The sequence below is a fragment of the Betaproteobacteria bacterium genome (genome assembly GCA_016713305.1).
In the GTDB taxonomy this organism is placed as follows: domain Bacteria; phylum Pseudomonadota; class Gammaproteobacteria; order Burkholderiales.
On the sequence record JADJPK010000015.1, the window covers coordinates 81,936 to 88,337 of the forward strand.

Genomic DNA, 6,402 nt, shown 5'->3' on the forward strand with positions numbered 1-6,402 from the left:
CGCCATCTCAGGCTGCCGGGACAGCGCATGGCACCTTTCCTCATTTTCAAAGGCAGCGAGGACCAGGATCGATGAACCGAATGAACGGCGGCGACGCCATCGTGCAGTCCCTGATCGCGCACGGCACCGACACGATCTTCGGCCTGCCCGGCGTGCAGACCTACCATCTCTTCGATGCCATCCAGCGGGCCGGCGAACGGCTGCGGCTCATCTGCCCGCGGCACGAGCAGACCACGGCCTACATGGCGTTCGGCTACGCCAAGTCCACGGGCAAGGTGGGCGTCTACTCGGTGGTTCCTGGCCCCGGAGTGCTGAATGCGGGTGCCGCGCTCTGCTCCGCCTACGGGGCCAGCACGCCCATTCTCTGTGTCACCGGCCAGGTCCCCAGCGAATTCATCGGCTCGGGGAAGATGCACCTGCACGAACTGCCCGACCAGCTCGCCACGATGAAGCTGCTCACGAAGTGGGCAGCCCGCATCGAGCACCCCACCGAAGCACCGGCGCTCGTGGCCGAAGCCTTCCGGCAGATGCGCACGGGCCGGCCGCGTCCGGCGTCGCTGGAGATGCCGTGGAACATGTTCGGAGTCGAGGCCCCCGTCGAAGCAGTCCTGCCGTACTCGTGCGAACCGCCGGAGATCGACCCCGACGCCATCGCTCGCGCGTGCGAATTGCTCGCCGGAGCCGCCCATCCGATGATCATGGTGGGCGGTGGCGCACTGCACGCCGGAAACGCCGTGAAGGAACTCGCCGAGGTTCTTCAGGCGCCGATGGTGTCCTTCCGCGGCGGCAAGGGTGTCGTGAGCGACGAGCATCCGTTGATGCTCAACTGCGCGGCCGGGTATCGCCGCTGGGAGCAGACCGACGTGGTCATCGGGATCGGGTCCCGCATGGAGCTCGCGTGGTTCCGCTGGCCGAAGGCGGCAACGCCGCGCAAGACCATCCTTATCGACATCGATCCGACCCAGACGGCCCGGCTTTCCCCTGACGTGACGATCCTCGGCGACGCCGCGGACGGCGCCGGACAAGTCGCCGCCGCACTACGCCGCGCAGGCGTTTCGCGGCCCTCTCGCACAGACGAGTTCGTCGACCTCAAGGCCGCCGTCACCCGTGACACGCAGAAGATCCAGCCGCACATCGAATACCTCGCCGCCATTCGCGACGTGCTGCCTCGCGACGGCTTCTTCGTCGAGGAGATCTGCCAGGCCGGCTTTGCCTCCTATTACGGCTTTCCCGTCTACGAGCCGCGCACGTTCGTCACGTGCGGACCGCAAGGCACCCTGGGCTTCGGTTTTCCGACGGCGCTTGGGGTGAAGGCCGCTCATCCGGACAAGGCCGTGGTTTCGATCACAGGCGACGGCGGCTTCCAGTTCGGACTGCAGGATCTCGCGACAGCCGCCACCTACCACCTCGACGTCGCCATCGTGCTCTTCAACAACGCTGCGTACGGCAATGTGTGGCGCGACCAGAAGCGGCTGTTCGACGGCCGGCTGATCGCCTCGGAATTGACCAACCCCGACTTCGTGAAGCTCGCGGAGAGCTATGGTGTGCCAGGTGAAAGAGTATCGACACCCGCGGGCCTGCGCACCGCACTGGAAAGATCGCTGGGCCGCGGCACGCCCTCGCTCATCGAGGTCACGGTCGACCGGACCGCCGAGGTCTCTCCCTGGGAGTTCCTCATGCCCGCCCCCTACAAAGTCTGAATCGTCTCACCCACAGGACCACGCCATGACCGACCTCATCCGCACCGAAACCGCGAACCGCATCTGCCGCATCGAGATGGCCCGCACGGACAAGAAGAACGCGCTCACTGCCGAGATGTACCAGGCACTGGCCGATGCCCTTCGCGCCGTCGAGAAGGACCCCGCGGTGCGCGCCGTGCTCGTTCACGGCACTTCGACATGTTTCTCCGCGGGCAACGATCTGAGCGACTTCCTCCGAACCCTCCGCACGACGATTCGTCGTCGGTGTGGCAGTTCCTCCAGGCGATCTCGACTCACCCCAAACCGATCGTGGCCGCAGTCGGAGGTCCCGCCGTGGGGATCGGCACCACCATGCTTCTCCACTGCGATCTCGTCTATGCCACGGCGTCCACCCGGTTCCAGCTTCCGTTCACGTCGCTGGGCGTCGTGCCCGAGGCCGCATCCAGCCTGCTGCTGCCGCTCACCGCGGGTTACCATCGCGCGGCCGAGTTGCTGTTGCTGGCGAAGCCGTTCAACGCCGAGAAGGCGCTCGCGGCGGGCATCGTGACCGAGATCGTGCCCGGAAGCGGACCTGCTGGAATACGCCATGGACGCCGCGAAAGCGCTGGCCGCCCTCCCGCCCGAGTCGGTGCGTCTCACGAAGGCCTTCATGAAACGCAAGTGGTCTGCCGCCGTCGCCGAGCGCATGAGCGACGAAAGCCGGGAGTTCCGCCAGCGCCTCCTGTCCCCGAAGCGAAGGAAGCGTTCTCCGCCTTCCTCGGAGAAGCGGCCGGCGGACTTCTCGAAGTTCTGATCAGCCTCGGGCGGCGCAGACCCCTTCGCCTTCCGGACACGCCACGCCAGACCCGCGACGCCTGCCCCCAGCAGCGCCCAGGTGGACGGTTCCGGTACCGGCACGGCGTCGTTGAGTGCCGTGAATTCTCCGGAAGCGGCATCGACCTGGAACTCGAACCCGGCTCCCACGCCCTGATAGGTGAAAGAGGTGCCGGACAGCGGCGCGACCGCGTTCGGCGCCGCAAGAAAGTCGAAACGGTCGCCTGCGTGTGGCCTAAATCCTTCCAGGAAGACGAACCGGACCGTCGCGCCGTTCAGATCGACATCACCGCTGACATCCAGAACATCGTGTTCGCCCGCTCCGAGACCCGCGACCTCGATCACGATGGTCCCCGTGGAAACGAGCGATCCGACGATGGTCATCACGCCGGGCGAGTTCCCCGGAGTGATCACGCCGTTCGATTCCACGGCCGCTTCGATGATCCCGTCGCCGCTCAGGATGCCGGCCTCGCCGATCCGCAGGAGATCCGCCACCACGCGGCCGCCGTTGCGGACAGATACCACCCCCGATCCCCCCGCCCCCGTCTTGTCCTGTCCCATGCCGATGCCCAGGAAGATGCCGGCATCGGCCACACTGTTCTCGCCGTCCACCACCATCGTGCCCGTGGCGCCGGCGACCGGCGCCACGTACAGGCCGCTGATATCCTGGGGCGAAGCGGGATCCAGAGGAGGCGCGATGTCCACCCGTCCTCCCTGCGTCACGTTGAGCGTCCCGTGCCCTCCCGGGTGCAGGCCTACCATGATGTGAGTCGAACTGTCGCCCGCCAGAACGATCTTCCCGCCGGTTGTCACCGTCACCACGCCGGTCCCGCCCTGCTCGGCGGCGTCCTGTGTATCTGAACCGCCGATGGCCATGCCTCCGTAGAGCACGTCGGCCGTGGGCTTCATGTCCAGCAGCGCCTTGTCCTGCACGATCAACGTTCCGGTGCCGGCGTATCCAACCACGAGGAAGGCGCCATACCCGAACGCGTCGCCGCCCAGAGCCAGGGCGCTGCCCTCGCCCTGAAGGCTAAGGGTCCCCACGCTGCCCGCGTCGCGTCCGATGAAGCCACTGGGCGCGGAAATGCGTCCCCCGGCCTCCACCGTCACCAGACCGGTGCTTCCTTGTGTGTGCCCGACCACGAAATTGCCGTGCGCGGAAAGAATCGCAACCTCGGATCCGGCCCCGAGACGAGCATCGTTCCGTGACCCGCCGGAATGCCTGCCTGAGCCTGGGCTCCGTTGCCGCCGATCGAGAACGCGCCGAACGCCTTGGGGCTCGAATCGGTCACCTCGATTCGTCCCCCCCAACACCGACAGTTGTCCCTGCCCCGTCAATCCCACGGTGAAGCCGGCGGGCGACACCGTCGGTGCATTGCCCATGATCTCCACGAGCGACCCCGATCCGGATACCAGCATGGTTCCGTTGCCTCCCGCCGCGGTGTGCAGCCCGCCCAGCACGAAGCCTCCCGGTGCTCCGTCGCCCCGCGCGTCGATCCGGACGTGACCGCCTCCTGTCACCTCCACCGAACCGGTCGAGCCCGCCCGCCAGCCGACGATGAACCCGGCGCCACCATCCACGGCATTGCCTCCCGCCAGCGAAACGAAGGAACCGGCCCCGTCCACGACCAGGCTGCCCTGACTCCCCGCGTCGACGCCCATGTGCAGAAAGGTCGCATCGAAACGCCCCCCTTCCTTGACGTTGACCGTGCCGGTGCCACGCCCCCCCACATCCACGAACGCCACCAACCCCCGCGCGGGCTGCTGCACGGTCCAGCGCGACCCCGTGCCGATGACATCGACGATTCCCGTGGATTGCGACTGCCCGGTGTACGAGTCGTCGCCCGCCATCCGCGAGGCCGCGATGACCGTCCCGGTGGTGGTCGCGGTGGCGCCATCGAGGATCTTTAAGTGTCCGAACGTCGCGGTCCCGGCCGTGCCGAACCCGGGCGAGACGCCCCCGTTTGCAACGAAGAAGACGGCATTGCCCAGTTCGTCGCCCGCCGTGAACTCCGAACCCGCTCCTGTCACCGTGAGCACGCCGCTGGAGCCACCGCCGTTGGCGATCTCGGTGGAGTTGCATCCGGTGCAGAAAGGACTCTCGCCACCGCGGGAGTGCACCTTGGCGCCCGCACCGACGGTCAGCGACCCCGACGATTGGGCCCCCACTTGCACGATGTTGGCCACGTCCACGACGGCTCCGGCGCCCGACACCGTCATCGATCCGACCCCGGTGCGCGCCGGATCGCCGCCGATGGCGATATGGACGAAGCTGTCCGGCCCCGGGGCGGTCACGGTCGCCGAACCGGCCGTCGAGCCGGCGATGAACAGATTGCCGTCCTGCAAGGCAGCGTCGCCGCTCAGGACCGTTACCGCGTCGGCAGAAAGACAGTGGAGGGAAAAGCGCAAGCAGGACGACTCGCGCCATCGCAGAATGCGATCGCATGGTCACGTCTCCTCTGCACCGTCGACCCCTGGAATTTTGGGAAGAAGGCCGCGGCGAAAGTGTGCGGTGACCTGGCTGCGCGATACGGGAAACGCTAGAACCGGAACGGCGCGTTGTCAAGGAACGACACTGGACGCGGCCGTGATGCCGGAGGTCGAGGGCAGTGCAACAACGCCATCGTCGTCACGAGTTCTACAGGTCGCAGACGCGCTGCCGCCCCATGGGTCCGGCTGATGACTGACGCAGTGCAGTATCCGCCGAGGTAGAACTTCATTCTCCGGTGCTGGCATCCGTTCACGGATGCGGTCTAATCGCGGCTTACCGAACCGGACGCTTCCATGACTCCCTCCTCCACATCCCGCCACGACTGCCCGCTCGAGGGCGTCACCGTTCTCGACTTCACGCGCGTGCTGTCCGGTCCCTATTGCACGCGGTTGCTGGCCGATCTGGGCGCGGACGTCATCAAGATCGAGCGGCCCGGCGAAGGGGGACGAGATCCGCCACACCGTCCTGCAACTTTGGATCCCGGACGGACGGACGGGTCAGAGCACCACTACGTTCGGCCAACGCGGGCAGCGCAGCATCGCGCTTCGACCTCGCTCGTCCCGACTCGCGCGCCGTGATTCTCGATCTGGTGCAGCGTTCGGATGTCGTGGTGGAGAACTTCTCGCCGGGCGTGATGGCGCGATACGGTATCGACGCGGCGGCGCTGCACGCGATCAAGCCATCGCTCATCTATTGTTCGATCTCCGGATTCGGGCAGACCGGCCCGCTGCGTTCCATGCAGGCCTACGCGCATCTCATCAACGCCATTTCCGGAATGATGGACCTCGACCGCTGCGGCGATCCGCATCCGCGGGTGTCGTACCTGCAGGCCGCGGATGGTGCTCGCCGGCGCGCATGCGTTCGGGCGATCTGCGCCGCCCTGTTCCGCGCGGCCCGCACGGGCGAAGGGTGAGTTCATCGATGTGTCGATGCTCGAATGCCTGATCGCGGCGGACGACATCACCTACGGCGCCCTGTTGAACGGTGGTCCGGTGGAACGCGTGCCGCGCCGCGGCATGATCGTCCACGAGTTCCCGGACAGGAACATTGCCATGCAGACAGTCGGCGCTCCCCATCTGTGGTCCAGGCTCACCGCCGCGATGGAGCGAGCCGATCTGGAGACGGACGAACGCTTCGCCACGGCTGCCGCTCGGCGTGCGCACTGGCCGGCACTCATGGCGGAGATCCGGACGTGGCTCGAGGGCTTCGACAGCGCCGAATCCGCCGTAGGCGCGCTCACCGGTGCGCGCATTCCCGCCGTGCCCATGCTGTCGCCCGAAGAGGTGGTGAACCACCCGCATCTCCTTGCGCAGCGCCATGCGTTTCCGGAGGTGGATCATCCGGTGCACGCAAGGTCAAGGTCACGGCCACGCCATTTCACCTCGATGGCCAGCCCGT

General features: G+C 66.9%; 4 protein-coding genes and 4 pseudogenes. 5 read left to right on the top strand and 3 right to left on the bottom strand.

The genetic code is table 11. From position 1 onward, the window contains the following. Window positions 1–71 precede the first annotated feature (71 nt). Window positions 72–1,700, top strand: a complete 1,629-nt coding sequence (locus IPK20_18285; GenBank protein ID MBK8018480.1) for a hypothetical protein — start codon at window positions 72–74, stop codon at window positions 1,698–1,700. A gap of 25 nt (window positions 1,701–1,725) precedes the next feature. Then, window positions 1,726–2,493, top strand: a pseudogene (locus tag IPK20_18290) (enoyl-CoA hydratase). Window positions 2,494–2,522: 29 nt separating this feature from the next. Here IPK20_18290 and IPK20_18295 read toward each other — a convergent pair. From IPK20_18295 to IPK20_18305, 3 pseudogenes are all read right to left on the bottom strand, one after another. After that, window positions 2,523–3,422 (bottom strand): annotated as a pseudogene (locus tag IPK20_18295) (PEP-CTERM sorting domain-containing protein). Between the two features lie 9 nt (window positions 3,423–3,431). Beyond that, window positions 3,432–4,175: pseudogene (locus IPK20_18300) on the bottom strand (hypothetical protein). A 21-nt stretch (window positions 4,176–4,196) separates the two neighbouring features. Continuing rightward, window positions 4,197–4,733, bottom strand: a pseudogene (locus IPK20_18305) (hypothetical protein). Between the two features lie 564 nt (window positions 4,734–5,297). Between IPK20_18305 and IPK20_18310 the strand changes: the two are divergent. From IPK20_18310 to IPK20_18320, 3 genes are all read left to right on the top strand, one after another. After that, window positions 5,298–5,582, top strand: coding sequence for a CoA transferase (locus IPK20_18310; protein ID MBK8018481.1), 285 nt, complete (start codon window positions 5,298–5,300; stop codon window positions 5,580–5,582). Further along, complete coding sequence (locus tag IPK20_18315; protein MBK8018482.1) at window positions 5,579–5,917, top strand: CoA transferase; 339 nt, start codon at window positions 5,579–5,581, stop codon at window positions 5,915–5,917. The genes IPK20_18310 and IPK20_18315 overlap by 4 nt, the downstream gene beginning before the upstream one ends. Window positions 5,918–5,933: 16 nt before the next feature. Next, window positions 5,934–6,402 (top strand): CoA transferase (locus IPK20_18320; protein MBK8018483.1); only part of this gene is annotated, 469 nt, incomplete at its 3' end.